The following is a 24,188-nucleotide window of genomic DNA, read 5'->3' on the forward strand; positions in this document are numbered from 1 at the left end:
ATGTCGGCGCTGAGCGACGAAGCCCTGCTGGCCCGGTATCGTGCCGGCGACGGGCCGGCGTTCGAGATTTTGTACGCTCGCCACCGGCAAGGCCTCTATCGGTTTCTGCTTGGCCTCAGCGGCAAAACCGAACTGGTCGAAGAGGTTTACCAGGACACCTGGCTGAGCCTGATCCGCAGCACCAGCCAGCCACAAGGTCGGGCGAATTTTCGGACCTGGCTCTACCAGATCGCCCGCAATCGTCTGATCGATCAGTGGCGCAAACACGGAATCCACAACCCTTTGCACGACAGCTATGACGAACAGCTCCACGCCGTGGGCGACGAAGCGGCCAACCCCGAACAGTTGCTGAACCTGAGCCGCGACCACCAGCGCCTCGCAACCGCTTTGCACACCTTGCCCGCCGACCAGCGCGAAGTGTTCCTGCTGCGTGCCCACGGCGAACTCGACCTGCCGCAGATCGCCACCCTCACCGAAACACCGCTGGAAACGGTCAAGAGCCGCTTGCGTTACGCCCAGCAAAAACTGCGTCGGCTGCTGGCCGAGGAGGTACTGACATGACTGACGCCCGTCCTGCACCCGAAGAGCAAGTGCTTGAGCATTACCGTGAACAGGCGCCAGGCGAACCGCCGGCCCATCTGGATGCGTTCATCCTCGCGGCCGCGCAACGTGAAGTCCCCGCGCCAAAACCGAACCTGTGGCAACGCTGGGTCCGGGCTTGCCAGAAACCCCGATGGCAGGTCGCTTTCGCCAGCCTGGTCGGCGTCGCCCTGATGCTGGCGCTGGTGCAACCCGCGCCGGAACGGGAATCCGCTGGCGACTTCGCCCCCAAAGCGTCCGCACCGATCACCAAAAAGGAGTCCATGCAGGCGCCAGCGTCAGTCGCGCGCTCATTGTCCACGCCGGCCCCGGCTGCACCGATGGCCGATTTCGCCGCCCCTGCGCCGAGCGAGTCGATCAGCGCCGAAAGGGCCGATGAAGCAACAGTCAGCAAGCGCGCCGCCGTCCCGGTGAAAACCCTGGATGAGCAATTGCGTGAAGTGCTGCGCCTGCAGAATGCCGGCCAGACACAGGCGGCGGATGACCTGCTGGCCGCACTGCACAAACGTTTTCCCAAGGAAAACCTCAGCGCCCGGCTCAAGCAATTGCAGAAAAACTGAAATGCGCAGCGGCCAGCCATTTGGCATCAGCGCCCGAAAACGCGCACTATCGACGCATAGCCGATGCGTTGGAGGATGCCGTGGCAAAAAAAATCGATCGCATCGCGCAAATGCTCAATTGCCCGGACAAGGGCGAGGAACTGCGACGAGCCATTACCGAGAGTCGTAAGGAGTTTCTGCTGGCGAAGCAGGCCGAAGAAGCCCTCGACGACCACGTCGTTGAGGAAGAGGATTTCCAGGACGACGAGGATGATTACGACGAGTTTGACTGGACCACCGAATGAAAAGAAACCACTTCGGCGGTTTTATAACGATGGAAGTTTTTCCGGTTAACCGAACAATATAATTAACATTTCGTCCTGTGGCAGTTATTGGCAGCCGGGTTTTATCCAGGGTCGTCGTTGTAACAATGCCGGTCAATGGAGCGGCCAGCGATAAGCTCATCTGTAGATCAGGCGCGGATTCGCCCGGTGCCCCAGGATTCCGGAGCTTGGGGCGCTGGCGAAACTGTCAAATTCCTTTTTACACCGGGTTGTATCTCGCAGAACTTGGAGAGGTTGGAATATCGAACGCCCTTTATCGAAAGTGTAAGTGCAGGCGAACTGCCATTAATGTTTTCGATGTTGGGTCCGATAAAAATGATACTCGCCCAGCTTGGATTGCCGGGCATGCATTGGATTCTCCGCCATGTTCCTGCGTAATCTGCGCCTGCAAACCAAACTGTTGTTGGCACTGACGGTTGTCAACTTGATCAGTATTGCGTCCTTCATCAGTTACGCCCAGTACTCCAAATCCGAAGATATTCGTCAGCAGATCGATAACCGCCTGCGGACCGTCGCCTACGCGGTGCCGCGCCTGCTCGGTGAGGACTATCTTGAACGCACGCGCCAGGTCAGCGGCCTGAAAGCGGGAGAGTACGAGGCGCAGGTACAGAACCTTGGCGAATACGCGGCGCAGGTCGATCTCAAGTACGCCTACGGCCTGATGGTCGATGGCCAGGGGCAAGTGTTCTACCTGGCCGACAGTGCCAGTGCCAAGGACATCGCCAGTGGCACCTACTCCAAACACCTGGAGCACTATGTCGACGCCAGCCCCGCAGTGGTCGAGGCGGCCCGAAGCGGTCAGGTGCAATTCGATGAGTACACCGACAGCTTTGGCAGTTTCCGCTCCATTTTCCTGCCGCTGCGCAGCGCCACCGGGCAGCCCTTTGTCGTCGGTGTCGACGTCACGCTCGACGCCCTTGCACAGGCCATCCAGGCCAGTCTCCACCGCTTGTTGTTGATCGGCGCTGCGACCTTCATGGTCGGGCTGCTGCTGTCCTGGCTGGCCGCGCGCATGCTGGTGCGTGGGATTCATCACCTCACCGGCCAGTTGAACCACATCGCCGAGCGGCGGGATTTGTCCACGACCGTCACCGTCCTCAATGGCGATGAAATGGGGCAGATGGGCACGCACCTGTCGAGCTTACTTCAGGACCTGCGCCAGACCCTGGGCAGCGCTTCCGGCATGGCCGACAGCAATCAGCGGCTGGCGGAAATATTCCTGCAGCTCTCCGACGAGATTACCCAGCGCATCCAGCAGGCGGGCGGGCAGTTGGCCGATATCAACCAGCACGGCCAATCGATTCGTCAGGCGGCCGAGGATTCCTCGAGCCTGGCCGACACCGTGCGCGGCGACCTGCAATCCGCGGTCGGCGAGTTGAGCCGAACCCATCAGGAGTTGCAGCGGCTGATCGGCGACGTGCACCAGAGCACCTCGGCCAGTATCGAGCTGGCGGGCGACCTGCAACACCTGAGCCGCGAGGCCGAACAGATTGGCCAGGTGTTGCAGATGGTTGCCGGGATTTCCGACCAGACCAACCTGCTGGCCCTCAACGCCGCCATCGAAGCCGCGCGTGCCGGTGAAGCCGGGCGCGGTTTTGCGGTGGTCGCTGACGAAGTGCGCAAGCTGGCCGCACAAACCCAGGGAGTGCTGGGCGATGCCAACCAGGTAATCAACAGCGTCACCAGCGGTATTCGCCAGATCGCCGAACGCATGGGCAGTACCGCCGAACAGTCGCGCACCCTGGCCGTGACCTCCGACAGCACCCTGGGTGTCATCGATGGGTTGGTGCAGCAGATGGGCCGGGTCAGCGATACGATGGATCGTGCGCTGACCAGCAGTGAAGAAATCCAGCACGCGGTCACCGACATCGCCGGCCGTCTGGGCGGCATGCATGAAACCTTCGAACATACCCACCAGGGAATTGCCGAAATCCATGATTCGGCCACCGCACTGGGCAGCACGGCCCGGGCGCTCAAGGGCGGGCTGAGCGTGTTCCGGACCTGACTGCCCGCGCTGCCCGGACCTGCATCGCTAGCAGGCTCGCTCCTACAGAAATGGCGTTCCGGCCAATGGTAGTGGGGGGATGTTTAACCGGGCAGGGCGTTACTTCCTGCAAGCTACAAAGGCTTGCGTCGTTGCCTACGGCCACGCCAGAATCCGCCGGCTTGTGCGCTTTGGGACCGGTCGGTAGTTTGATTCGCATCACTGGTTGTCAGTGATCGGGTTTAGCAGCTCGCAGTGGTTGGTGAAGTGCATGACATCCTCTTCAGTCAGGTGACGCACCTGTACTTCAATGGCGGCTGTGCGTGGGGCGCCCTCGGGCGCGCCGGTTTGCTAACTCCCCGGTCTGCTAACCCGCGCACAGCCGCCACCATCGTTTAGCAGCGACGTGTGAACGGCTCCACTTCTGGAGTTAGTCAAATGTCCAAGACAGTCCCCGACCCACCCATCACCGAACCGGAGCAACCTGAAAGCCAAGGTTCGCTCTTCACCGTGAGCCCCCACATCAACACCGAAACCCTGCTCGCCAACGCCTCGGAGGACCTGCTGTCGATCCGCGCGCTCGCCGACGAGGTGGACGGCTCGCGCCGCTCAATAGCCCTGGCCATCAACCGTATGGCCGACGGTGTGCACCTGCTGGTCGAACGAGCCCTGGATCATCTGGACGACCCGGCAATGGCCGCCATCTTCGCCAGACAACAAAACCGCGTCGCTGACGCGTAGGCATCGGCCGTCAGGAATGGGCACTGGCTCATGTGGGGTGGGGCGAGACCGCCTGCCGGCGAGGGTGGTGCACAACGCAACCACCCGGCATCCGGCGGCCCAGGTAATCGTTGGCAAGCGCCGACAGGTCTCGTGCCCACAATGACGACGATACGGTATGGCGCCCACAAAAAAGCCCCAGACCTTGCGGCCTGAGGCTTTCTCGTTTTGACTATGGTGCACCAGGCGGGATTCGAACCCACGACCCCTGCCTTCGGAGGGCAGTACTCTATCCAGCTGAGCTACTGGTGCAACGCGGGCGCCATGATACTCATATGCATGGCAGGCGTCCATGCTGCTGATTCGACGGTGCTTTTTCAAAGCGTAACCCGGGTTTGCTACGCTGATCCGAAAAAAGCGGCAAAGGCGGCGTTTTCGTTCTTTTTTTCGAACAGGCTATTGTCCTTTACCCCCTTTGATCCTAGGATTCGTTTGAGATTTCAAACGCTCTTGTCTGGGTGCTGAACCGCACGAACCCTTTGCGTGCGCTTTTTGTGTGCCTGCACCCGGTGAATGATTTCCCTGACGGCAGCCTTTTTGGCGCCTTTCTACAATCATAATTTGCTCCGCGCGCGCGCGGCGCTGTTAAGGAAAGCCGACATGCAGCTTAAAGACACCCTGTTGTTCCGCCAGCAAGCCTTCATTGATGGCGCTTGGGTCGACGCGGACAGCGGTCAGACGATCAAGGTCAACAACCCGGCAACGGGCGAAATCCTGGGCACCGTGCCGAAAATGGGCGCTGCCGAAACCCGCCGCGCGATCGAAGCGGCCGACAAGGCCCTGCCGGCCTGGCGTGCACTGACCGCCAAGGACCGCGCGAACAAGCTGCGTCGCTGGTTCGAACTGATCATCGAGAACCAGGACGACCTGGCGCGCCTGATGACCCTCGAGCAGGGCAAGCCATTGGCCGAAGCCAAGGGTGAAATCGTTTACGCCGCCTCCTTCATCGAGTGGTTCGCCGAAGAATCCAAGCGCATCTACGGTGATGTGATTCCGGGCCACCAGCCCGACAAGCGCTTGATCGTGATCAAGCAGCCGATCGGCGTGACTGCCGCGATCACCCCGTGGAACTTCCCGGCCGCGATGATCACCCGTAAAGCTGGCCCGGCCCTGGCCGCCGGTTGCACCATGGTGCTCAAGCCTGCTTCGCAAACCCCGTTCTCCGCTTTCGCCCTGGCCGAACTGGCCCAGCGCGCCGGCATCCCGGCCGGTGTGTTCAGCGTGGTGACCGGCAGCGCTGGCGACATCGGCAGCGAGCTGACCGGCAACCCGACCGTGCGCAAATTGTCGTTCACCGGTTCGACCGAGATCGGTCGTCAACTGATGTCCGAATGCGCCAAGGACATCAAGAAAGTGTCTCTGGAACTGGGCGGCAACGCGCCGTTCATCGTGTTCGACGACGCTGACCTGGATAAGGCCGTCGAAGGCGCGATCATTTCCAAATACCGCAACAACGGCCAGACCTGCGTCTGCGCCAACCGCCTGTACATCCAGGACTCGGTCTACGATGCATTTGCCGAGAAGCTCAAGGCTGCGGTCGCCAAGCTGAAGATCGGTAACGGTCTGGAAGAAGGCACCACCACCGGTCCGCTGATCGACGAGAAAGCCGTGGCCAAGGTGCAGGAGCACATTGCCGACGCCGTGTCCAAAGGTGCTACCGTGCTGTCCGGCGGCAAGTCCATCGAAGGCAACTTCTTCGAGCCGACCATCCTGACCAACGTGCCGAAAAACGCGGCCGTGGCCAAGGAAGAAACCTTCGGTCCATTGGCGCCGCTGTTCCGCTTCAAAGATGAAGCGGAAGTGATCGCGATGTCCAACGACACCGAATTCGGCCTCGCTTCGTATTTCTACGCTCGCGACCTGGGCCGTGTATTCCGTGTGGCTGAAGCCCTGGAATACGGCATGGTCGGCGTCAACACCGGGCTGATCTCCAACGAAGTCGCGCCGTTCGGCGGCATCAAGGCCTCGGGCCTGGGCCGCGAAGGCTCCAAGTACGGCATCGAAGATTACCTGGAAATCAAATACCTCTGCCTGGGCATCTAAACGTCCTGGCAAGGCATGGCTTCAAGCGCAAAGGGCACGAGAGCGCTGTCCCTTTGCGCCGCTTCAAACGGCAATTTCTTTGCGGCCGGGAACGCTGTGGCAGTCGATCATCGCATGCTGCCATCGTTGACTCCCCGCCGCGTCATCCTTGAACCACGCCGCCCGATGAGCGGTGAATGAGGACTGTAATGAGCAAGACTAACGCAGATTTGATGGCCCGCCGTGTCGCCGCTGTTCCACGTGGTGTTGGCCAGATTCACCCGATCTTCGCCGAGTCGGCGAAGAACGCCACCGTGACCGACGTCGAAGGTCGCGAGTTCATCGATTTCGCCGGCGGCATCGCCGTGCTGAACACCGGCCACGTGCACCCGAAAATCATCGCTGCCGTGACCGAGCAACTGAACAAGCTGACCCACACCTGTTTCCAGGTACTGGCCTACGAGCCGTACGTGGAACTGTGCGAAAAAATCAACGCCAAGGTGCCAGGTGATTTCGCCAAGAAAACCCTGCTGGTCACCACCGGTTCGGAAGCGGTGGAAAACGCCGTGAAAATCGCCCGTGCCGCCACGGGTCGTGCCGGCGTGATCGCGTTCACCGGCGCTTACCACGGCCGTACCATGATGACCCTGGGCCTGACCGGTAAAGTCGTGCCTTACTCGGCCGGCATGGGCTTGATGCCAGGCGGTATCTTCCGCGCCCTGTACCCGAACGAACTGCATGGCGTGAGCATCGATGATTCGATCGCCAGCATCGAGCGCATCTTCAAGAACGACGCCGAGCCGAAGGACATCGCTGCGATCATCATCGAGCCGGTTCAGGGCGAAGGTGGTTTCTACGTCGCGCCGAAAGAGTTCATGAAGCGCCTGCGTGCCCTGTGCGACCAGCACGGCATCCTGCTGATCGCTGACGAAGTGCAAACCGGCGCTGGCCGTACCGGCACCTTCTTTGCCATGGAGCAGATGGGTGTCGTGGCCGACCTGACCACCTTCGCCAAATCCATCGCTGGCGGCTTCCCGCTGGCCGGTGTCTGCGGCAAGGCCGAGTACATGGACGCCATCGCTCCAGGCGGCCTGGGCGGCACCTATGCCGGTAGCCCGATCGCTTGCGCCGCGGCCCTGGCCGTGATGGAAGTGTTCGAAGAAGAACACCTGCTCGATCGCTGCAAGGCAGTGGGCGAGCGTCTGGTTACCGGCCTGAAGGCCATCCAGGCCAAGTACCCGGTGATCGGTGAAGTCCGTGCCCTGGGTGCGATGATCGCTGTCGAGCTGTTCGAAAACGGCGACAGCCACAAGCCAAACGCTGCCGCCGTGGCATCGGTTGTGGCCAAGGCGCGCGACAAGGGCCTGATCCTGCTGTCCTGCGGCACCTACGGCAACGTATTGCGCGTGCTGGTACCGCTGACCTCGCCGGACGAGCAACTGGACAAAGGCCTGGCAATCATCGAAGAGTGCTTCTCCGAGCTGTGATTGCAGCGCTGCGATGAATGTGTGACCTGATCGACAAAAAACCCGCTTCGGCGGGTTTTTTTTGCCTGCGAAACACACAGGTCTGTTTCCAATCGCCCGCATTGACTAAGGTGCACGTATTGAGAGGGAGCTTTGTGCATGACTGCTGTTGATCTACCTGCTGTACCCCGGGTGCTGATTGCCGAGGCCGATCCCTGGTCGCGTGATCTGCTCAAGCAAGTCTTGCTGAAGGTGCGCTGCGATGCGCGCCTGGACCTGTGTGCCGACGGCAAGGAGGCGCTGGCGCGCCTGGCGGAGAACGCTTACGACCTGGTGATTGCCGACTGGGAGTTACCGGGCGTGGATGGCTTGAATGTCCTGCGCGGTGTGCGTCAGCGCAAACGCAATCCACCCTTGCCGTTTATCCTGATGAGCAACCGCAGCGACAGCGCCAGCGTGCGCGAAGCCTTGCCGCTGGCGCCCACGGCGTACCTGACCAAGCCGCTGAACATGGACAGCCTGACCCAACGCTTGCAGGGTTTGCTGCTCGACGCCGGCGAAGAGGTGTTCTGCGAGGTCCCGGCGCTGGCGCCGGGCATGACGCTGTCGGTGTTTCTTGAACGTCGACGCGAACTCACCGACGGCGCGCCGCTGATGACCGACGTGCAATTGGCGGTCAAGCGCAGCCTCAACCCCAATGGCCTCGATCTGACGCTGCTGGAGGATGAAATCCGTAATGATCCACAGATCACGGCGGTGCTGATCGCCGCCGCCAACAGTGCGGCCCAGCATCATGGCGCTGCCGTGCAAACCCTGCCCCAGGCGCTGCAGCGCCTCGGCACCGGGCAGAGCATGAACCTGATTCTCGGCCTGGCGTTGAAGCGCAGCGCGCAACTGAGTGATCCGATCCTGGCGGACTATGCCGAGCGTTATTGGGACCTCTCGCTGCACACCGCCGAGTACGCCCGCACGTTGGCACGCCTGCTGGATCTGGATCAGGAGCGCTGCTATTGCGCCGGTATGCTGCACCGTTTGGGTGACCTGGCGTTGCTGCGCTGTTTGCAGGAATGGCGGCAGGCCGGCGGAGCGCTGGATGAACAGGAAGAAATCGGTGAGGCGCTGGTCGAGTTCGGCGCCGCCTACGGTTCGGCGCTGCGCACCCGCTGGCGCCTGCCGCTGGAGCTGCGCGAGCTGATTGCGGCGGTCTACCAGCTCGGTGGCGGGGTGTATTCGCGCGAAGCGCTGGTGATGAACATGGCGGCGCAGCTGGCACGCCTGAACGAGCATGAGGGCCTCGAGGAACTGGCGAAAAGCCGCACGGCGCGCCTGCTCAAGATCGGTTTGCCGGAATTGACGCGGATGCGCAAGAAGTCGGGATGAGGGATCTCACCCGTGGGAGCGAGCAGGCTCGCTCCCACAATGGCTTGTGGTCGCGCAAAAGATCGGTGGTGCTCAGGCGAGCTGTCAGCCGGAGATGATCCGGTTCTTGCCCTGGCGCTTGGCTTCGTACATCGCCGCATCCGCCCGGGCAAACAGGCTTTCGATGTTTGCATCCTCAGCGGTCAGGTTGGTCAGGCCCTGGCTGACGGTGATGCCGAATGTCTGGTGCTCATGGCTGAAACTCAGCCGCTGGATTTCGCGTTGCAGGCGTTCGGCCACTTGCATGGCCATGTCGGGGGCACAGCCGGGAAACACCGCCGCAAACTCCTCACCGCCGATGCGTCCAAACACGTCGCCACGACGCAGTGCTCCGCGCCCGGTCTCGGCAATCTGTTGCAGCACCCTGTCGCCGACCGGGTGGCCATAGGTGTCGTTGATCAGCTTGAAGTCATCGATGTCCAGCAACAGAAACGCCAGCGGCCCGCCTTGTTGGCGTGCCAGTTCGAACTCACGGTGGGCGCAGTCGAAGAAGTGCCGGCGGTTGCTGCTCTGGGTCAGGACGTCGATGGTGGCCAGGCGATGCAACTCGCTTTCCATGTTTTTCTTGTCGGTGATGTCTTCGGCAAAGCCGACGATGATCACCGGCTGGCCCGGTTCGGCCTGGCGGTTGATGAAGCACTTGTCGCTGAGCCAGCGCACCTGGCCGTCGGCGGCGATGATGCGGTACTCACGGTCTTCGACGGCGCCTTTGTCCAGCACCTCGGCGAGGCTGCGCTCGGCGTACTCCAGATCGTCAGGGTAAATGCTGTCGCGCCATTGGTTGTAGTCGGCCAGCAGCAGGCCTGCGGAACGGCCGAAAATCCGTTCGTAGGCGGGGCTGACGTAGAGCACCTCACGGGTTTCCCAGTTGAAAGCCCACAGCACGGCGTTGACGGTCACCAGCAGAGAGCTGAACAACTGTTCGCGTTCGCTCAGGCGTGCGACTTCACCTTGGGCATGCATCAATGCCATCAGGGTCTGCGCGGCCTCGGGCCATTGGGGCAGGGGTGAGTCTTGCAGGTTCTTGTTGACCATCGACACAAATCTCAAAGGGCATGCTGCGTGTTGGCCGCGACCACAGCCAGGCCCGCCGTAGTGGCGAAGTGTCTTTGAGATAGGGGAATTGCAGCGAAGTTCCGAAGGGTGCGCCCGCAAAACCGGGCGCACCGATCAACGGTGTCAGGCGATGGCGCCAGGGCGCAGGGAGTAGGTTTTCAACTGGTCGGCAAAGTCGCGCAGGGACTGGATGCCACTGGCTTCGGCCTCGTGCACCCAATCCTTGATCGCGGCCAGCATGTCGTGACCATTTGCGCTGGTCTTGACCCAGATCTGCTGCAGGGCCAGTCGTTTCTCGTAAATTACCTTCAGCGCGTGGCTGTGCTCGAGCATGGTCTGGATGCGCAGGTGGTGTTTGTCATCGAGCAGGCTGGTTTCTCGCGAAAGCAGGCGTTTGGCCCGGTGAAACTGGTGGCGGACCGAATGATCGACCTTTTCCAGCTCCTGCTTGACCAGCGGCGCGATCACCAGCTTGCGGTACTGGGCCATGATCTGGAAGCGGTTGTTGAGAATGGCCATGGCGGTGTCCATGTCCAGGATGCCCTTGCCTTCGACCCGGTGGGCAATTGGCGCCACCCGCTGAACCTTGGCCAGCCTCAGGAAGCAGAACACCTGGATCCAGGCCCAACCCAGGTCGAATTCCCACTTTTTCACCGACAGTTTTGCCGAGTTGGGGTAGGTGTGATGGTTGTTATGCAGTTCTTCGCCGCCAATCAGGATGCCCCAGGGCACCAGGTTGGTCGCGGCATCGCGGCATTCGAAATTGCGGTAGCCAACGGCATGGCCCAGGCCATTGACCACGCCGGCGGCCCAGATCGGAATCCACATCATCTGGATGGCCCAGATCGTGATGCCGAGGGTGCCGAACAGCAGCAGGTCGATGACGGCCATGAGCGCCACGCCCAGGCGCGGGAAACGGCTGTAGAGGTTGCGCTCGATCCAGTCCTCGGGGCAGTTCTTGCCGTAGATGCGCAGGGTCTCGGGATTCTCCGCCTCGGCGCGATAAAGCTCGGCACCTTTGCGCAGTACCGTGGACAAGCCCTTGATGACCGGGCTGTGCGGGTCATCGACGGTTTCGCATTTGGCGTGATGCTTGCGGTGGATGGCGGTCCACTCGCGGGTGTTCTGCGCGGTGGTCAGCCACAGCCAGAAACGGAAGAAATGTTTCAGGCCGGCATTGAGCTCGAGGGAGCGATGGGCTGAATAACGATGCAGATAGACCGTGACACCAATGATCGTAACGTGGGTCATCAGCAGGGTGACTGCCACCAGCGACCAGGGCGACAAGCCGAGAAAACCTTGGTACCACATAGGCTATAGGGCCCTCGAAAAAGAAAAAGACAGCCGTTGCATTATCACTGAGCACACAGATAAAACCAGTCGCCCTTTCAGATAAGAGTCTCTGGATGTTACTTGACCTATAATTCGAACCTTTTTGTAGACAGGGACAGCACGAAATGTCTGCCACCTATCGCGTCGCATTGCGTGCGGCACTGCTTTATCTGTTGCTGTCAGTGATCTGGCTGCAGTTCAGTGGCTATTTATTAAACAGTTTCTTCGATAACTCCGATGAGCAGTTGCGCTGGCAACTGATCAACGGCTACGTCTGGGTGCTGTTCAGCGCCGGGTTGATATTCCTTGCCCGCACGCAATTGCTCCGTTGCCTGGGCTTTGGCGCGACATTGCGCGAGCACCACGCGGACCGCGAGCGTTTGCGTCAGGCGGCCGCCGTGTTCGACTGCACCCGCGAAGGGGTGCTGGTCACCGACCGCAAGGGCGTGATCGTCCATGTGAACCGCGCGTTCATGCAAATCACCGGTTACCAGGGTGAAGAAGTCCTGGGGCAGGAACCCCGGATGTTCAAGTCCGGTCACCACCCGGCAACGTTCTACCAGACCATGTTCGAGGCCTTGCAGCGCAGTGGCGAATGGAGCGGCGAAATCTGGAACCGCCGCAAAAGCGGGGAAATCTATCCGCAGTGGCAGACCATCCGCCTGATCCGCGATGACCACGGCGAGCTCAGCCACTACGTCGCCGTGTTCTCCGACATCAGCAAGATCAAGGACTCCGAGCACGAGCTCAAGTACCTGGCTCACCATGATCCGCTGACCGACCTGCCCAATCGTCTGCTGTTCACCGACCGTGCCCAGCAGGCCCTGGCGTCGGCGCAGATCAACAAACGCGGCTGCGCGTTGCTGCTGATCGATCTGGACCACTTCAAGATGATCAACGACAGCCTCGGCCACACCATCGGGGACAAGCTGCTCAAGGCGGTGGCCAGGCGCCTGAAGGCGATGTTCGGGCCGGGGATCACCCTGGCGCGGCTTGGCGGTGACGAATTCGCCGTGCTGGCGGAAAACTGTCCTCAGCTGGTGCAGGCGGCTGCACTGGCCCAGCGCATCCTCGATGGCCTGAAGGAGCAGTTCCCGATCGATGGGCATCAATTGTTCATCAATGCGAGTATCGGCATCAGCCTGTTTCCCGGCGATGCGCTGAGCGCCGAACAACTGCTGCGCAATGCCGACTCGGCCTTGTTCAAGACCAAAAGCGCCGGCCGTGACGGCTATGCCCTCTACACCGAAGAGTTGACCGCGCATGCGCAGCAGCGCGTCGAGACGGCGTTCGAACTGCGTCGGGCGCTGGAGCAGCACGAACTTCGGGTTTACTACCAGCCGGTGCACGACCTCAAGAGCTGTCGCCTGGTGGGCGTCGAGGCGCTGGTGCGCTGGGAGCATCCACAACGGGGGCTGGTTTCCCCTGCGGAGTTCATTCCCATTGCCGAGCGGACCGGGTTGATCGCCGAGATCGATGCCTGGGTCATGCGCCATGCCTGTGAGCAGATGTGCCAGTGGCAACGGGCGGGGTTGGCGTTGTCGTTTGTGGCGGTGAACGTTTCGTCACGCTTGTTCGCTCGCCACGAGCTGTATCAGCAAGTGGCGCAGGCGCTGCACGATACCGGCCTGGATCCGGCGTATCTGGAGCTGGAAGTGACCGAGAGCGCAGTCATGGACGACCCTGAAGTGGCGCTGGAGCAGATGTACCGCCTGCGCGAACTCGGCGTGCGGCTGGCCATCGATGATTTCGGCACCGGCTATTCCTCGTTGTTGCGCCTCAAGCGCTTGCCGGTGCAGAAACTCAAGATCGACCAGGGCTTCGTCGCCGGATTGCCCTGGGACGAGGACGATGGCGCCATCGTGCGGGTCATCATCGCCCTGGCGCAGAGCATGGGCATGCAGGTGCATGCCGAGGGGATCGAGCAGGCCGAACAGGCGGCGTTCATCCTTGAACAGGGCGGTGACTTGGGACAGGGCTACTGGTTCGGCCGCCCCGTGCCGGCCGGGGAACTGGACTGGACGCGAGTGCCGACCATCCCGCTCACCCACCCCTGATCGTTCCCACGCTCCCCATCGATAGCGCCTGCCTGGGGGCGTCCCTCGGGACGCTCTGCGTCCCCCCTCCCGCCAGTCTCTGAATTCTGGTTATATAAACATTCTTAAATAGTCTTTTTAAGAATATCCGCACCTCTCTAATATTGGACTCACGCCGCAAGCAGTCCCGGAGACTGCCGGGCAACCCCACAGTCGAAGGAGCAGCACCATGAGCGCATCCCTGCGTAGCGTTGACGGTCAAGACGAAGCCACGATTTTGCGTGAGATCCAGAGCGCCCTGCGCGACCTGCGTTTCGGTGCGGTGGAAATCACTGTGCACAACGCCCAGGTCGTCCAGATCGAGCGCAAGGAAAAATTCCGTTTGCAGAACCCCAGTAACAAACCGAGCTGAACAGCCGGCAACCCGATTCCCGCCAACATAAAAAAAGCCAACACACTTAGAATTCCAGGAGCTTTCACCATGTCGTCGATTCGTCATTTCGCTTTGGCCGCCCTGGCCAGTGCCCTTTTTGCGGGTTCCGCGGTTGCCAAGGATTATGAGCTGCTCAACGTGTCGTACGACCCGACCCGCGAGCTGTATCAGGATTACAACGCTGAATTCGTCAATTTCTGGAAGAAAAGCAATCCAGGCGACACCGTGAAAATCCAGCAGTCCCACGGTGGTTCGGGCAAACAGGGCCGTGCGGTGATCGACGGCCTGCGTGCCGACGTGGTGACCCTGGCCCTGGCCGGTGACATCGACGAAATCGCCAAGCTGGGCAAGACCCTGCCGGCCGACTGGCAGAAACGCCTGCCGGATGCCAGCACTCCGTACACCTCGACCATCGTGTTCCTGGTGCGCAAAGGCAACCCGAAAGGCATCAAGGATTGGGCCGACCTGGTCAAGAACGATGTGTCGGTCATCACCCCTAACCCGAAAACCTCCGGTGGCGCCCGCTGGAACTTCCTCGCGGCCTGGGCTTATGGCCTCAAGGCCAACGGCGGTGACGAGGCCAAGGCCAAGCAATACGTAGAGACCTTGTTCAAGCACGTGCCCGTGCTGGACACCGGTGCTCGCGGTTCGACCATTACCTTCGTCAACAACGGTCAGGGCGACGTATTGCTGGCCTGGGAAAACGAAGCCTTCCTGGCCCTGAAGGAAGACGGTGGCGCCGACAAGTTCGAAATCGTCGTGCCTTCGCTGTCGATCCTGGCCGAGCCTCCTGTCGCGGTCGTCGACAAGAACGCCGAGAAAAAAGGCAACGAGCAAATCGCCGAAGCCTACCTCAAGCACCTGTACAGTCCGGCCGGCCAGGAAATCGCCGCGAAGAACTTCTACCGTCCACGGGACAAGGACGTGGCAGCCAAGTACGTCCAGCAATTCCCGAAACTGGAACTGGTGACCATCGACAAGGATTTCGGCGGCTGGAAAACTGCACAGCCTAAATTCTTCAATGACGGCGGCGTGTTCGACCAGATCTATCAGGCGCAGTAATCTGATTGAACAAGAGCCTGATGCCCAGGCACCGATCTGTGGGAGCGAGCCTGCTCGCGAAGAGGGACTATCAGTCAACGCGTATGTCGCCTGATACTCCGCTTTCGCGAGCAGGCTCGCTCCCACATTGACGCTTTCCAACCAAGGACTTTTATGTCGCGTCGTATCTCCCCCGTCATACCCGGCTTCGGGCTGACGCTGGGCTACACCTTGGTGTACCTCAGCCTGATTGTGCTCATTCCACTGGCGGCGATGTTCGTTCACGCCGCTCAACTCACCTGGGATCAGTTCTGGGCTATCGTTTCGGCGCCTCGCGTCCTGGCGGCGCTGAAACTGAGCTTCGGCACCGCGCTGTACGCCGCGATCATCAACGGCATCATCGGCACGCTGCTCGCCTGGGTGCTGGTGCGCTACACCTTCACCGGCCGCAAGATCATCGATGCGATGATCGACCTGCCGTTCGCCTTGCCCACCGCCGTCGCCGGTATCGCGCTGACCGCGTTGTACACGCCGGCCGGACTGGTGGGGCAGTTCGCGGCGGACCTGGGCTTCAAGATCGCCTATACCCCGCTGGGCATCACGCTGGCGCTGACGTTTGTCACGCTGCCTTTCGTGGTCCGCACGGTGCAGCCGGTACTGGCCGATATTCCCCGTGAGGTGGAGGAGGCGGCAGCCTGCCTGGGCGCAAGGCCGCTGCAGGTGTTCCGGCATATCCTGATGCCCGCGCTGCTGCCCGCCTGGTTGACCGGTTTCGCCCTGGCCTTTGCCCGGGGTGTCGGCGAGTACGGCTCGGTGATCTTCATCGCCGGCAACATGCCGATGAAAACCGAGATCCTGCCGTTGCTGATCATGGTCAAGCTCGACCAGTACGATTACACCGGTGCGACCGCCATCGGCGTGCTGATGCTGGTGGTTTCCTTCGTCCTGTTGCTGCTGATCAACCTGCTGCAACGCCGCATCGAAACCCCATAAGGAGGCGCGAACCATGTCCCAATCGTCTATTGCGGCCGCCTCTTCGGCCAACGCTGCCCGCCGTGGCAGTGCCACCTCGCGGCGTATCCTGATCGGCCTCGGCTGGCTGATTTTCGCCCTGTTCCTGCTGTTGCCGCTGTTTATCGTGGTGTCCCAGGGTTTGAAGAATGGCCTGGGCGCTTTCTTCACCGCGATCTTTGAACCGGACGCGCTGTCGGCGCTGAAGCTCACGGTGATCGCCGTGTTGATTTCGGTGCCGTTGAACGTGGTGTTCGGCGTCAGTGCCGCGTGGTGCGTGAGCAAGTACTCGTTCCGTGGCAAGAGCATTCTGGTGACGCTGATCGACCTGCCATTCTCGGTGTCGCCGGTGATCGCGGGTCTGGTCTACGTGCTGATGTTCGGTGCCCAGGGCCTGTTCGGGCCATGGTTGCAGGATCACGACATCCAGATCGTTTTCGCCTTGCCGGGCATCGTGCTGGCAACGATTTTCGTCACCGTTCCGTTCGTGGCGCGCGAGCTGATCCCGTTGATGCAGGAACAGGGCACTCAGGAAGAGGAGGCCGCACGCCTGCTGGGTGCCAATGGTTGGCAGATGTTCTGGCACGTCACCGTCCCCAATATCAAATGGGGCCTGATCTATGGCGTGGTGCTGTGTACCGCCCGGGCGATGGGTGAGTTCGGTGCGGTGTCGGTGGTCTCCGGGCACATTCGCGGGGTGACCAACACCTTGCCGCTGCACGTCGAGATCCTCTACAACGAATACAACCACGTGGCCGCGTTCGCGGTCGCGAGCCTGTTGCTGATCATGGCGCTCTTCATCCTGCTGCTCAAGCAGTGGAGCGAAAACCGTATTAACCGCCTGCGCGCCAGCGCCGCGGAGGAATAATTCATGTCGATCGAAGTGCGTAACGTCAGCAAGAATTTCAATGCGTTCAAGGCGCTGGATAACATCAGCCTGGACATTCACAGCGGCGAGCTGGTGGCGCTGCTGGGCCCGTCGGGTTGCGGCAAGACCACGCTGCTGCGGATCATTGCCGGTCTGGAAACACCGGATCAGGGCAATATCGTGTTCCACGGCGAAGACGTCTCCGGCCACGATGTGCGTGATCGCAACGTCGGTTTCGTGTTCCAGCACTACGCCCTGTTCCGTCACATGACGGTGTTCGACAACGTTGCGTTCGGCCTGCGCATGAAGCCGAAGAACCAGCGCCCGAACGAAAGCCAGATCGCGACCAAGGTCCATGAGCTGCTGAACATGGTGCAACTGGACTGGCTGTCGGACCGGTACCCGGAGCAGCTGTCCGGCGGTCAGCGCCAGCGTATCGCGCTGGCCCGTGCCCTGGCGGTGGAGCCGAAAGTGCTGCTGCTCGACGAACCGTTCGGCGCCCTCGACGCCAAGGTCCGCAAGGAGCTGCGGCGCTGGCTGGCGCGCCTGCACGAGGACATCAACCTGACCTCGGTGTTCGTGACCCACGACCAGGAAGAGGCGATGGAAGTGGCCGATCGCATCGTGGTGATGAACAAGGGTGTGATCGAGCAGATCGGCTCACCGGGTGACGTTTACGAAAACCCGGCCAGCGATTTCGTCTACCACTTCCTCGGTGACTCCAACCGCCTGCACCTGGGCGAGGACAATCACGTGCTGTTCCGGCCGCACGAAGTGTCGTTGTCGCGGCACGAACTGGACGATCACCACGCGGCCGAAGTGCGGGATATCCGTCCGCTGGGCGCGACCACTCGGGTGACCTTGAAGGTCGAAGGGCAGAGCGATCTGATCGAGGCCGAAGTGGTGAAGGACCACGACAGCCTGATCGGGCTGGCCAAGGGCGAAACCCTGTTCTTCAAGCCGAAGGTCTGGCAGAAAGTCGCCAACCTTTAAGGGCTAAAAAGCATCGCGAGCAGGCTCGCTCCCACCAGGGCGCGGTCGGTCACAGAGTTTGTGTACGACCCCGATCCCGTGTGGGAGCGAGCCTGCTCGCGATGGCGTACTAAGCCGCCGCGCGATTCGGATTGACCCGTACCCCACCCACCCGCGCCTCGATCTGCTCTTTCAACTCACGTCGCATCCCCAGCAGAAACGCCAGCTCCGCTACCACGAACAACGGCCCGACAATCAACCCGGTCACGTCATCGACAAACGCTGGTTTGCGTCCCTCGTAGTAATGGCCGACGAACTGGATCGCCCAGCCCACCACGAACAGCCCGATGCCACTGGCCAGCCAGACCAGGGTGCTTTGTTGCGCCAGTACATGCCCGGCCCAGACGGACAGCGCCATCAACACGCTCATCACCAGCCCGAGGCGCAATTCCAGGCGCAGGTAGAACCAGACCGACGCGAGGGCCACCAGGACCGCCGGTGAAAGCCAGCCACCGCCCCATTGCGGACGGGCCAGCAGCACCGCCACCGCGACGACGATCAGCGGGATGCCGATGAAGTGGCTGGCGATGTTGCGCGGGTCACGGTGATAGGCGGCGTATTGGCCGAGATGGTCAACGAGGCTTTTTTTCATTGTTATTCCTCCTGTAGGGTGATCGATCATGCCCCGGGTTCAGCGTTGGCTCTGTCAGCCAGGCGACAATCTCCAGGAGTTTCGATGGACATGCAGGTTTGGCGTTCGCGCCTGATGACGGGCCACTGGTTCAGCCATCTGCCGACACGCTTACAGGATAGCTTGCTGGCCGCCGCCAAGGTGCGGCGCCTGTCGTCGGGCCAGCGCCTGTTCAAGCGCGGCGACCCACCTTGTGGCCTGTACGCCGTGCTCGAAGGCGCGGTGCGCATCGGCACGGTGAACGAGCAGGGCAAGGAGGCCTTGTTGAGCCTGGTGGAGCCGCCGCACTGGTTCGGCGAAATCTGCCTGTTCGACGGCCAGCCGCGCACCCACGATGCATTCGCTCTGGGCCAATGCACCCTGTTGCACATCCCGCAGTCGGCGCTGCTGGCCTTGCTCGACGAGCAACCGCTGTACTGGCGGCAACTGGCGCTGTTGATGAGCCAGAAACTGCGCCTGACTTTCATCAGTCTCGAACAGCTGAGCCTGATGCCGGCACCGGCCCGCCTGGCCCATCGTCTGCTGATGATCGCCGCCGGCTACGGTGAGCTCGACCCGCCCCGACGGGTGCTGCAACTGCCGCAGGAACAACTGGCGTCGATGCTGTCGTTGTCGCGCCAGACCACCAACCAGATCCTCAAGGAGTTCCAGGGCCAGGGGATTGTGAATCTGAAGTACGGCGAGATCGAAATCCTCGATGCCGAACGGCTGCGGGCCTTGGCCATTGTCTGAAAAACACGTTGGTGCTGGGCTTTGGCCGTGAAGGCGCTTAGCCTGTGACGACGACAATGAGGTGTGCCATGCGTGTGCTGTTAGTGGAAGACGAACCGGAGTTGGCCAAGCGCCTGGCCATTGGCCTGGGTGAGGCCGGTTACGCCGTGGATGTAGCGCTCAACGGCATGGACGGCCGGCGTTTTATCGAGTCCGGCGAATACCGGATGATCATCCTCGATGTCATGCTGCCGGGTCTCAACGGCTGGCAGTTGCAGCAACAGGTCCGCAAGCTCGGCGCAACGCCGGTGCTGTTCCTGACCACCCGCGATGGCATCGAAGATCGCCTGCGCGGACTGGAATTGCACGAGGACGCTTACCTGCTGAAGCCGTTTACGCTGAGTGAGCTGGTGACGCGGGTGCGCAAGTTGTTGCGGCGGGACCGGAGCCACTGAGGTTCTGCGGCGCCTGTTCCATCGTCTCGCGAGCAGGCTCGCTCCCACAGGTTTTGGAGGTTGACTACAATCTTGTGGTTCACACCGCCCCCCCCTTTGGGAGCGAGCCTGCTCGCGATGAGGCTGGCCCGGATAATCCGCACTGCGGATCGGTCACCGCAATCCATCGCGAAACTGCCCCGGCGTCATTCCGGTCCAGCGTTTGAATGCCCGGCTGAAGCTGCTGGTGTCGGCAAATCCGAGCAGGTAACTGATCTCGCTCAGCGAGCATTGCGGATCACGCAGGTGCAGCAGGGCGAGGTTTTCGCGGCTTTCGTTGAGCAGCGTATCGAACCGGCAGCCTTCGTCCGCCAGGTGCCGTTGCAGGCTGCGCAGGCTCAGGTGCAGGGCCTGGGCAATGTGCTCCGCGCTGGGCTCGCCTTCGGGCAATTGCTCCTCGATGGCGTCGCGGACCTTGCGCTCCCAGGTCAGGGGCTTGAGTTGCGCCAGGGTGCGCTTGAGCACGGTTTCGTTGTGCTCGGCCAGTTCCGGGTTGGCGTCGTCCAGGTGACTGTCGAAATCCGCCAGGGAAAATTCCAGCCGGTCCTCGGCCGCCGAAAAAAACACCGGGGCGCGAAAGACTTTGTGCCATTGATGCGCGTCCAGCGGTTCCGGGCGGCGCAGATACACCGCCAGTGGCGCATAGTCGCGACCCAGGCGATTGCGGCAGGTGCGCACATAAATCGCGGCGAAGGCGTCGATGGCTTCGAACGCCGGCGCCGGGTTGCCGGGCGGGATCTTCAGGCGAAAGCGATAGCGGTCCTCGGTGCGGCTCAACTCAAGCTCCAGGGCATCGCTGACCACCTGGTGATAACGCACGATGCGCTCGAACACTTCGCGCAGGCTGCCGCTGGCCACCAGGGCGTAGCCCAGCGCGTGGAAGGTGGTTGGGCTGACGAAGCGCGACACGCGCAGGCCGATCGCCGGATCGCCGCTGACCTGCACGGCGATTTCCCACAGGCGCGTGGTGCCGGACAACGGATAGCGGGCGTTGGGGTCGTCCATCCATTGCGGGTCGAGCCCGGCCTGCTGGCACAGGGCGGTGCTGTCCAGGCCCAGCGCATCGAGTTGCTTGCGCAGGGCGCGGGTCCAGCTGGCGAGGGAGGTCGGTTCAGTCATGCTGATTGGCGCTTCCGGTCAACAGGTTGGCGTCTACGGCTACCGCGTGCCGAGGGTTCGCAGGGCAGGATGCAGACATCAATAACCAGAGGATGGAAGCATGGAAGGTACTTCTGCAAGTCCCCAGCGACTGAATGCAGCCCAGCGCTCGGCGCACATTCGCGAAGTGGTGTTGGCCAGGGGCGTCGAGCTGCGCCAGCGCTACCCGATTCTCAACCACCAGGACGCACTGGGTGCGGGGATTCTGGCGTTCGCCCTGGCGGGGATGGTCGGCTCGGCGGCGCTGTATCTCGGTGGGTACATGGCGTGGTGGGCCTGTTTGCTGCTCAACGCGTTTTTCGCCTCGCTGACCCATGAGCTGGAGCACGACCTGATCCATAGCATGTACTTTCGCAAGCAGCGCCTGCCGCACAACCTGATGATGGGCCTGGTGTGGCTGGCGCGGCCGAGCACGATCAATCCCTGGATTCGCCGGCAACTGCACCTCAACCACCACAAGCTGTCCGGCACGGAAGCGGACATGGAAGAGCGGGCGATCACCAACGGCGAGCCCTGGGGTATTGCACGGTTGCTGATGGTGGGCGACAACATGATGTCGGCGTTCATTCGCTTGCTGCGGGCCAAAACCTGGGCCCACAAATTCGGCATCCTCAAGCGTGTCCTGAAAGTCTATGCGCCGCTCGCATTGCTGCATTGGGGGGCGTGGTACCTGTTTCTCGGTTTCCATGGGGCCAATGGCGTCGCCTACCTGCTGGGGACGAGCGTCGAGTGGTCGGCGACCACGCTGTCGGTCATGGGTGTGATCGACATCGCGGTGGTGGTGATCATCGGGCCGAACGTGTTGCGCACGTTTTGCCTGCACTTCATCAGCTCGAACATGCACTATTACGGCGATGTGGAACCGGGCAACGTGATTCAGCAAACCCAGGTCTTGAACCCGTGGTGGCTGTGGCCGCTGCAGGCGTTCTGCTTCAACTTCGGCAGCAGCCACGGGATTCACCATTTTGTGGTGAAGGAGCCGTTCTACATTCGCCAGATGACCGTGCCGGTGGCACATAAGGTCATGCGCGAGATGGGCGTGCGCTTCAACGACTACGGCACGTTTGCGCGGGCCAACCGCTTTGTGCGCCAGGACGCCGCAGAACCACAGGCAGTGCGAACGGCACAGGCGTGATCCAAACACCTGGAACCTCAAACGCCGGTCATCAATTTGACCCAAATCAGCGCTACGTTGAGGCTTGGAAAGTGAATGGCATATGCCATATAAGTCTAATAAAGTAATTAAATATTCCTTTATTGGATAATCATTTCAGCCAATCATCGGGCTACAGCGTGTGAGTTTCCGGGGCCGTCTCCTTGGCAGGGTGCGGCCCCTTTTTTATTCTCTCAGGAAACACAATCCCCCTGTGGGAGCGGGCTTGCTCGCGAAAGCGGAGGGTCAGTGGTTATCTGTCTCGACTGACACTCCGCTTTCGCGAGCAAGCCCGCTCCCACAGAAAGCGCTTTGTTATTCATTATGGGTCTTAATAAATAGCTTCTTATTCCTTAGCGAATATAACTCTCCTCCCTATACTCGGTCAGCAACAGACACGCAGCAGGAGAGTTCCCCATGCGCAACGAATCAATCCGCTACCTGATTGTGCCGGGCTGGCAAGGATCGCCAGAAGATCATTGGCAAAGCCATTGGCAGAACAGCCTGCCGAACAGTGCGCGGGTGGAACAGGCCGACTGGCTGACGCCGCGCCGTGAAGACTGGGTGGCGGCGCTGGCCGAGGCGATTGCCGCCGACAGCACGCCGGTGATCCTGATCGCCCATAGCCTGGGTTGCATCACGGTCGCGCATTGGGCCGCCACCGCGCCCTTGAACGTCTTGCGTCAGGTGCGCGGTGCCCTGTTGGTCGCTCCTGCGGATGTCGAGCGTCCGGCCTGCGCGCCGGCGCTGCGCAACTTTGCGCCGATCCCCACCGACCTCTTGCCGTTTCCCAGCCAGGTGGTCAGCTCCGACAACGACAGCGCCGTCAGTGCGCCGCGTGCGCTGGAGCTGGCGCGTAACTGGGGGGCCGAGGCGGGCATCCTGTCGGGTGCCGGACACATCAATGTGAAGTCCGGGCATCAGCGTTGGGAGCAGGGGTTTGCCTATCTCTACCGCCTGCAGAACCGTATGGAACACCACGCGCTGCGCCGCGCTTGAATTCATCATTTTTTTAGAACGCCTCCCCGTCTCCCGGCGGTTTGGGGCGGGAGCCTGCCATGAGTTTTGAAACCTTCGGCCAGCCGCTGCTGACCTTCCCCGACGCCGAAAAAAGTCCCCTGAGCATCCGCGCCAAGGCCCTGGTGTTCGTCGATCCGCGCTCGCGCCAGTTGCGTGAGGAGCTGGAGCATCTGGCGCCGCGTTCGATTTCGGTGTTGATCCGCGGCGAAACCGGCAGCGGCAAGGAACTGCTGGCCCGGCATATCCACCGCGCCAGCGATCGCGGCGGTTTGTTCGTGTCGGTCAACTGCGGCGCGATCAGCCCGACCTACGCCGACGCCGAGCTGTTCGGCTATGCGGCCGGCAGCCACAGCGGCTCGGCGAGCAGCCGCGCCGGGTGGTTCGGTTCGGCCAATGGCGGCACGCTCTACCTGGACGAGATCGGCGACTTGCCACTGCCGATCCAGATCAAGTTGCTCGCCGCCCTGGAAAATCATGAAGTCACTCGCGTGGGCGCCACGCACCCCAGCCCGGTGGACGTGCGCCTGGTCGCGGCGACCAGCATCGACCTGGCGCAGGCGGTGGCCGCCGGAAAATTCCATGAGCGGCTTTACCACTACCTCAGCGAGGGGCAGCTCGAACTGCCGGCGCTACGCGAGCGGGTCGGCGATATCCTGTCGCTGTCCGAATATTTTTTGGGGATCTACAGCCAGCGCCTCGACCTGCCAGTGCCGCTGATCAGCGAGGCCGCGCAACGGGTGCTCGAGCGCCACAACTGGCCGGGCAATACCCGCGAACTGGAAAACGTCATTCACTTCGCATTGTTGGTGAGTCACGGTGACGAGATCCTGCCGGAGCATCTGAACCTGCCCGACTCGCTGACGCAGATCGAGCATCAGCTCAGGCTGATTCTGGGCAACGGCTCTGCGGCGGAGAAGGAAGCGTTGCGGCAGCTCTTGAGTCGTCTCGAAATGCTCCCATAGGCGCGAGCGCGCCACAGGGATAATCCGCGATTTAGAGCTGTATGAGCAAAATGGAATATCAAAGTGAATAAAAGATATTGTTCGGGCATATAAAAT

The 24,188-nt window shown here is 61.5% G+C and carries 23 protein-coding genes and 1 tRNA gene; 19 read left to right on the top strand and 5 right to left on the bottom strand.

Annotated features, from left to right (window positions below):
* The 5 genes from ACM6IM_RS18430 to ACM6IM_RS18450 all read left to right on the top strand — a co-directional run bounded on the left by ACM6IM_RS18430 (window position 1) and on the right by ACM6IM_RS18450 (window position 4,208).
* Window positions 1–561: an RNA polymerase sigma factor gene (locus ACM6IM_RS18430; RefSeq protein WP_414865945.1), complete on the top strand. Its 561-nt coding sequence runs from the start codon at window positions 1–3 to the stop codon at window positions 559–561.
* Window positions 558–1,160 (top strand): hypothetical protein, encoded by a 603-nt coding sequence (locus tag ACM6IM_RS18435; RefSeq protein WP_414865946.1) that lies wholly within the window; start codon window positions 558–560, stop codon window positions 1,158–1,160. The genes ACM6IM_RS18430 and ACM6IM_RS18435 overlap by 4 nt, the downstream gene beginning before the upstream one ends.
* A gap of 20 nt (window positions 1,161–1,180) precedes the next feature.
* Entirely contained in the window at window positions 1,181–1,444 is a 264-nt protein-coding gene (locus tag ACM6IM_RS18440; RefSeq protein ID WP_207195642.1) for a hypothetical protein, read from the top strand.
* 403 nt (window positions 1,445–1,847) lie between these two features.
* Complete coding sequence (locus ACM6IM_RS18445) at window positions 1,848–3,488, top strand: methyl-accepting chemotaxis protein (protein WP_414865947.1); 1,641 nt, start codon at window positions 1,848–1,850, stop codon at window positions 3,486–3,488.
* Between the two features lie 417 nt (window positions 3,489–3,905).
* A complete protein-coding gene (locus tag ACM6IM_RS18450) occupies window positions 3,906–4,208 on the top strand; it encodes a DUF6124 family protein (RefSeq protein ID WP_414865948.1) in 303 nt (100 codons plus the stop codon).
* 214 nt (window positions 4,209–4,422) lie between these two features.
* On the opposite strand, the gene ACM6IM_RS18455 is transcribed toward ACM6IM_RS18450, so the two are convergent.
* Window positions 4,423–4,499 (bottom strand) — tRNA-Arg (locus ACM6IM_RS18455).
* 348 nt (window positions 4,500–4,847) lie between these two features.
* Between ACM6IM_RS18455 and gabD the strand changes: the two genes are divergently transcribed.
* The 3 genes from gabD to ACM6IM_RS18470 all read left to right on the top strand — a co-directional run bounded on the left by gabD (window position 4,848) and on the right by ACM6IM_RS18470 (window position 9,115).
* Window positions 4,848–6,290 (top strand): NADP-dependent succinate-semialdehyde dehydrogenase, encoded by a 1,443-nt coding sequence (gabD, locus tag ACM6IM_RS18460; RefSeq protein ID WP_192307415.1) that lies wholly within the window; start codon window positions 4,848–4,850, stop codon window positions 6,288–6,290.
* A gap of 188 nt (window positions 6,291–6,478) precedes the next feature.
* Window positions 6,479–7,756, top strand: coding sequence for a 4-aminobutyrate--2-oxoglutarate transaminase (gene gabT / locus ACM6IM_RS18465; protein ID WP_192307416.1), 1,278 nt, complete (start codon window positions 6,479–6,481; stop codon window positions 7,754–7,756).
* 138 nt (window positions 7,757–7,894) lie between these two features.
* Window positions 7,895–9,115 (top strand): HDOD domain-containing protein, encoded by a 1,221-nt coding sequence (locus tag ACM6IM_RS18470; protein WP_414865949.1) that lies wholly within the window; start codon window positions 7,895–7,897, stop codon window positions 9,113–9,115.
* A gap of 84 nt (window positions 9,116–9,199) precedes the next feature.
* Here the strand turns inward: ACM6IM_RS18470 and ACM6IM_RS18475 are convergent, their stop codons facing one another.
* Together ACM6IM_RS18475 and desA are read right to left on the bottom strand one after the other, a co-directional pair.
* Window positions 9,200–10,189, bottom strand: a complete 990-nt coding sequence (locus ACM6IM_RS18475; RefSeq protein ID WP_192307418.1) for a GGDEF domain-containing protein — start codon at window positions 10,187–10,189, stop codon at window positions 9,200–9,202.
* A 144-nt stretch (window positions 10,190–10,333) separates the two neighbouring features.
* Window positions 10,334–11,521, bottom strand: coding sequence for a delta-9 fatty acid desaturase DesA (desA, locus tag ACM6IM_RS18480; RefSeq protein WP_201196449.1), 1,188 nt, complete (start codon window positions 11,519–11,521; stop codon window positions 10,334–10,336).
* A 146-nt stretch (window positions 11,522–11,667) separates the two neighbouring features.
* Here desA and dibA point away from each other — a divergent pair, with 146 nt between their 5' ends.
* The 6 genes from dibA (at window position 11,668) to ACM6IM_RS18510 (ending at window position 17,924) form a co-directional block, all read left to right on the top strand.
* Window positions 11,668–13,599 (top strand): phosphodiesterase DibA, encoded by a 1,932-nt coding sequence (dibA, locus tag ACM6IM_RS18485; protein ID WP_414865950.1) that lies wholly within the window; start codon window positions 11,668–11,670, stop codon window positions 13,597–13,599.
* A gap of 208 nt (window positions 13,600–13,807) precedes the next feature.
* Window positions 13,808–13,990 (top strand): sulfur starvation response protein OscA, encoded by a 183-nt coding sequence (gene oscA, locus ACM6IM_RS18490; protein ID WP_007945260.1) that lies wholly within the window; start codon window positions 13,808–13,810, stop codon window positions 13,988–13,990.
* A 69-nt stretch (window positions 13,991–14,059) separates the two neighbouring features.
* Window positions 14,060–15,073, top strand: coding sequence for a sulfate ABC transporter substrate-binding protein (locus ACM6IM_RS18495; protein ID WP_192307421.1), 1,014 nt, complete (start codon window positions 14,060–14,062; stop codon window positions 15,071–15,073).
* A 153-nt stretch (window positions 15,074–15,226) separates the two neighbouring features.
* Complete coding sequence (gene cysT / locus ACM6IM_RS18500; RefSeq protein ID WP_414865951.1) at window positions 15,227–16,045, top strand: sulfate ABC transporter permease subunit CysT; 819 nt, start codon at window positions 15,227–15,229, stop codon at window positions 16,043–16,045.
* A gap of 13 nt (window positions 16,046–16,058) precedes the next feature.
* Window positions 16,059–16,931 carry a sulfate ABC transporter permease subunit CysW gene (cysW, locus tag ACM6IM_RS18505; protein ID WP_192307423.1) on the top strand — a complete coding sequence of 291 codons (873 nt, stop codon included), beginning with the start codon at window positions 16,059–16,061 and terminating at the stop codon, window positions 16,929–16,931.
* Window positions 16,932–16,934: 3 nt separating this feature from the next.
* The gene (locus ACM6IM_RS18510) at window positions 16,935–17,924 is read left to right on the top strand and encodes a sulfate/molybdate ABC transporter ATP-binding protein (protein WP_192307424.1); all 990 of its coding nucleotides are present in this window, start codon (window positions 16,935–16,937) and stop codon (window positions 17,922–17,924) included.
* Window positions 17,925–18,033: 109 nt separating this feature from the next.
* Here the strand turns inward: ACM6IM_RS18510 and ACM6IM_RS18515 are convergent, their stop codons facing one another.
* Complete coding sequence (locus ACM6IM_RS18515; RefSeq protein WP_371051247.1) at window positions 18,034–18,555, bottom strand: DUF962 domain-containing protein; 522 nt, start codon at window positions 18,553–18,555, stop codon at window positions 18,034–18,036.
* Window positions 18,556–18,639: 84 nt separating this feature from the next.
* Between ACM6IM_RS18515 and ACM6IM_RS18520 the strand changes: the two genes are divergently transcribed.
* Both ACM6IM_RS18520 and ACM6IM_RS18525 read left to right on the top strand, forming a co-directional pair.
* Window positions 18,640–19,326 (top strand): Crp/Fnr family transcriptional regulator, encoded by a 687-nt coding sequence (locus ACM6IM_RS18520; RefSeq protein ID WP_414865952.1) that lies wholly within the window; start codon window positions 18,640–18,642, stop codon window positions 19,324–19,326.
* Between the two features lie 68 nt (window positions 19,327–19,394).
* Window positions 19,395–19,760 (top strand): response regulator, encoded by a 366-nt coding sequence (locus ACM6IM_RS18525; RefSeq protein WP_414865953.1) that lies wholly within the window; start codon window positions 19,395–19,397, stop codon window positions 19,758–19,760.
* A gap of 153 nt (window positions 19,761–19,913) precedes the next feature.
* Here ACM6IM_RS18525 and ACM6IM_RS18530 read toward each other — a convergent pair whose 3' ends face one another.
* Complete coding sequence (locus tag ACM6IM_RS18530; protein ID WP_414865954.1) at window positions 19,914–20,918, bottom strand: AraC family transcriptional regulator; 1,005 nt, start codon at window positions 20,916–20,918, stop codon at window positions 19,914–19,916.
* A gap of 100 nt (window positions 20,919–21,018) precedes the next feature.
* On the opposite strand from ACM6IM_RS18530, the gene ACM6IM_RS18535 reads away from it, so the two are divergent.
* The 3 genes from ACM6IM_RS18535 to ACM6IM_RS18545 all read left to right on the top strand — a co-directional run bounded on the left by ACM6IM_RS18535 (window position 21,019) and on the right by ACM6IM_RS18545 (window position 24,092).
* Window positions 21,019–22,092: a fatty acid desaturase gene (locus tag ACM6IM_RS18535; protein WP_414865955.1), complete on the top strand. Its 1,074-nt coding sequence runs from the start codon at window positions 21,019–21,021 to the stop codon at window positions 22,090–22,092.
* Window positions 22,093–22,527: 435 nt separating this feature from the next.
* On the top strand, window positions 22,528–23,109 hold the full coding sequence (locus ACM6IM_RS18540; protein WP_192307430.1) for an alpha/beta hydrolase: 582 nt from the start codon (window positions 22,528–22,530) through the stop codon (window positions 23,107–23,109).
* A 59-nt stretch (window positions 23,110–23,168) separates the two neighbouring features.
* Window positions 23,169–24,092, top strand: a complete 924-nt coding sequence (locus ACM6IM_RS18545) for a sigma 54-interacting transcriptional regulator (RefSeq protein WP_414865956.1) — start codon at window positions 23,169–23,171, stop codon at window positions 24,090–24,092.
* Window positions 24,093–24,188: the final 96 nt, after the last annotated feature.

The organism is Pseudomonas sp. IT-P12 (assembly GCF_949767465.1).
Classification (GTDB): Bacteria; Pseudomonadota; Gammaproteobacteria; order Pseudomonadales; family Pseudomonadaceae; genus Aquipseudomonas.

What these genes read in the sequence shown, in the direction of transcription:
- ACM6IM_RS18430 (WP_414865945.1), top strand. Translation starts at nt 1, where the DNA reads ATGTCGGCGCTGAGCGACGAAGCCCTGCTGGCCCGGTATCGTGCCGGC.
- ACM6IM_RS18545 (WP_414865956.1), top strand. Translation starts at nt 23,169, where the DNA reads ATGAGTTTTGAAACCTTCGGCCAGCCGCTGCTGACCTTCCCCGACGCC.
- cysT (WP_414865951.1), top strand. Translation starts at nt 15,227, where the DNA reads ATGTCGCGTCGTATCTCCCCCGTCATACCCGGCTTCGGGCTGACGCTG.
- cysW (WP_192307423.1), top strand. Translation starts at nt 16,059, where the DNA reads ATGTCCCAATCGTCTATTGCGGCCGCCTCTTCGGCCAACGCTGCCCGC.
- ACM6IM_RS18435 (WP_414865946.1), top strand. Translation starts at nt 558, where the DNA reads ATGACTGACGCCCGTCCTGCACCCGAAGAGCAAGTGCTTGAGCATTAC.
- ACM6IM_RS18475 (WP_192307418.1), bottom strand. Translation starts at nt 10,189, where the DNA reads ATGGTCAACAAGAACCTGCAAGACTCACCCCTGCCCCAATGGCCCGAG.
- ACM6IM_RS18535 (WP_414865955.1), top strand. Translation starts at nt 21,019, where the DNA reads ATGGAAGGTACTTCTGCAAGTCCCCAGCGACTGAATGCAGCCCAGCGC.
- ACM6IM_RS18540 (WP_192307430.1), top strand. Translation starts at nt 22,528, where the DNA reads ATGCGCAACGAATCAATCCGCTACCTGATTGTGCCGGGCTGGCAAGGA.
- ACM6IM_RS18510 (WP_192307424.1), top strand. Translation starts at nt 16,935, where the DNA reads ATGTCGATCGAAGTGCGTAACGTCAGCAAGAATTTCAATGCGTTCAAG.
- ACM6IM_RS18520 (WP_414865952.1), top strand. Translation starts at nt 18,640, where the DNA reads ATGGACATGCAGGTTTGGCGTTCGCGCCTGATGACGGGCCACTGGTTC.
- ACM6IM_RS18470 (WP_414865949.1), top strand. Translation starts at nt 7,895, where the DNA reads ATGACTGCTGTTGATCTACCTGCTGTACCCCGGGTGCTGATTGCCGAG.
- ACM6IM_RS18495 (WP_192307421.1), top strand. Translation starts at nt 14,060, where the DNA reads ATGTCGTCGATTCGTCATTTCGCTTTGGCCGCCCTGGCCAGTGCCCTT.
- ACM6IM_RS18450 (WP_414865948.1), top strand. Translation starts at nt 3,906, where the DNA reads ATGTCCAAGACAGTCCCCGACCCACCCATCACCGAACCGGAGCAACCT.
- ACM6IM_RS18515 (WP_371051247.1), bottom strand. Translation starts at nt 18,555, where the DNA reads ATGAAAAAAAGCCTCGTTGACCATCTCGGCCAATACGCCGCCTATCAC.
- dibA (WP_414865950.1), top strand. Translation starts at nt 11,668, where the DNA reads ATGTCTGCCACCTATCGCGTCGCATTGCGTGCGGCACTGCTTTATCTG.
- ACM6IM_RS18530 (WP_414865954.1), bottom strand. Translation starts at nt 20,918, where the DNA reads ATGACTGAACCGACCTCCCTCGCCAGCTGGACCCGCGCCCTGCGCAAG.
- gabT (WP_192307416.1), top strand. Translation starts at nt 6,479, where the DNA reads ATGAGCAAGACTAACGCAGATTTGATGGCCCGCCGTGTCGCCGCTGTT.
- ACM6IM_RS18445 (WP_414865947.1), top strand. Translation starts at nt 1,848, where the DNA reads ATGTTCCTGCGTAATCTGCGCCTGCAAACCAAACTGTTGTTGGCACTG.
- desA (WP_201196449.1), bottom strand. Translation starts at nt 11,521, where the DNA reads ATGTGGTACCAAGGTTTTCTCGGCTTGTCGCCCTGGTCGCTGGTGGCA.
- ACM6IM_RS18525 (WP_414865953.1), top strand. Translation starts at nt 19,395, where the DNA reads ATGCGTGTGCTGTTAGTGGAAGACGAACCGGAGTTGGCCAAGCGCCTG.
- gabD (WP_192307415.1), top strand. Translation starts at nt 4,848, where the DNA reads ATGCAGCTTAAAGACACCCTGTTGTTCCGCCAGCAAGCCTTCATTGAT.
- oscA (WP_007945260.1), top strand. Translation starts at nt 13,808, where the DNA reads ATGAGCGCATCCCTGCGTAGCGTTGACGGTCAAGACGAAGCCACGATT.